Consider the following 1,275-nt stretch of genomic DNA (forward strand, 5'->3'; position numbering starts at 1 on the left):
TCTGTTGTCTGTGTTGTTCCATTATATAAAACCATGCTTGGAGTGTGTACTAATATATAACTTGCTCCCTTGATTACACTATTCATTGGGTATCCACCTTTCTGTGAATTTATATACCAGCCTCCTGGTATATAAAAAGGACAGCCCCTATGGGCTACATAGGACCTGCCCTTCTTTACTTGTTACTTAGAATTTACAATACTCATCTCTGATAGATGTCATTTCCTGAACGATATCATCCACATCGAGTACCATTTCCATCATGCTTACTTGTTCATCATAAACTGCTTCATCGAATTCTTCCTTCATTTCAGCTTCACATACGTGATATACTTGAAGTCCAAGCTGGACTCCTGTCAACGGACCTGCAAAAGTAGGGTCTCCTGCTGTTACGGTTTCAGCCGCAAGCCCTGCAGCTTCACCTTCTGCGGCGCCAAGTACAACAACTAAGTTCTCTGCACCATATTCATCCGCAAATTCTTTTACCCTCTTCTGATTTTCAAGATCCATTGCGCCTGCGCTTGTTCAGACGAAACACTCGGTAGATGAAAATACAATCTCAGCACCAGCAGTTTTTACACATTCTGCAATTGCCGGTCCTGGAATTCCATCACGGTCGCCAATGATGATTGCTTTCTTTCCTTCCAGAATAGCCATAATTCATTTCTCCTTTCTCACATGAAAGAGTGAAAAATTATATTTTTCACCGCACTTAAACATGAGTCTTTCTCAACTTTATGATAAGGAAATATATTAGATATATTTCTGTATCATCGCTTCAATACTTTCCGGGGTAGCATCGTCTTTCACTACCTCCTCCACTTTCTCACCGTCTTTATAGATTGCCATAACCGGCAGGCCCAGTATTTTCTGTGAGATTGCAAGACGGCGGGCTTTCGTGGTGTTTAAAGAAGTAAATTTCAGCTTCTCACCGTAGGTTTCTGCAAATTCATGCACCTTAGGCATCAGCGCCTGGCATGGCACACATCCGTCACCATAGAAATCCACAAACACATATCCCTCTGCCTTTAATACTTCTTCTTCAAAGTTTGTCTTATCCAAATCTACCATTTGTCATATCCTCCTTTTCTTTATGTTTTTGAAAACTTAAAACGTTATAGTTCAGCCATACAACTCAACTTAGTATCTATCTTTACAATTCTAGAAATAATCGGACAGACTTCTCTCTACCTGTACTGCTGCAATTGCACCATCTGCAGCCGCAGTAACAACCTGCCTCAGGCTTTTCACCCTTACATCTCCTGCCGCGTAAAC

Annotated in this window: 2 protein-coding genes and 1 pseudogene; all 3 read right to left on the reverse strand. The window is 41.3% G+C overall.

Annotated features, from left to right (window positions below):
- Positions 1-186: 186 nt before the first annotated feature.
- On the reverse strand, positions 187-657 hold the full coding sequence (gene grdA / locus A8805_RS21875; protein ID WP_109714821.1) for a glycine/sarcosine/betaine reductase complex selenoprotein A: 471 nt from the start codon (positions 655-657) through the stop codon (positions 187-189).
- 96 nt (positions 658-753) lie between these two features.
- Positions 754-1,071, reverse strand: coding sequence for a thioredoxin TrxA (gene trxA, locus A8805_RS21880; protein WP_109714822.1), 318 nt, complete (start codon positions 1,069-1,071; stop codon positions 754-756).
- Between the two features lie 90 nt (positions 1,072-1,161).
- Positions 1,162-1,275: pseudogene (locus A8805_RS23070) on the reverse strand (thioredoxin-disulfide reductase); the annotation flags it as partial.

This window comes from Faecalicatena contorta, assembly GCF_003149105.1.
Taxonomy (GTDB): Bacteria; Bacillota; Clostridia; order Lachnospirales; family Lachnospiraceae; genus Muricomes; species Muricomes contortus_C.

Bases quoted from the DNA above. Each gene is read 5' to 3' on its own strand.
- trxA (WP_109714822.1), bottom strand. From the start codon at position 1,071: ATGGTAGATTTGGATAAGACAAACTTTGAAGAAGAAGTATTAAAGGCA.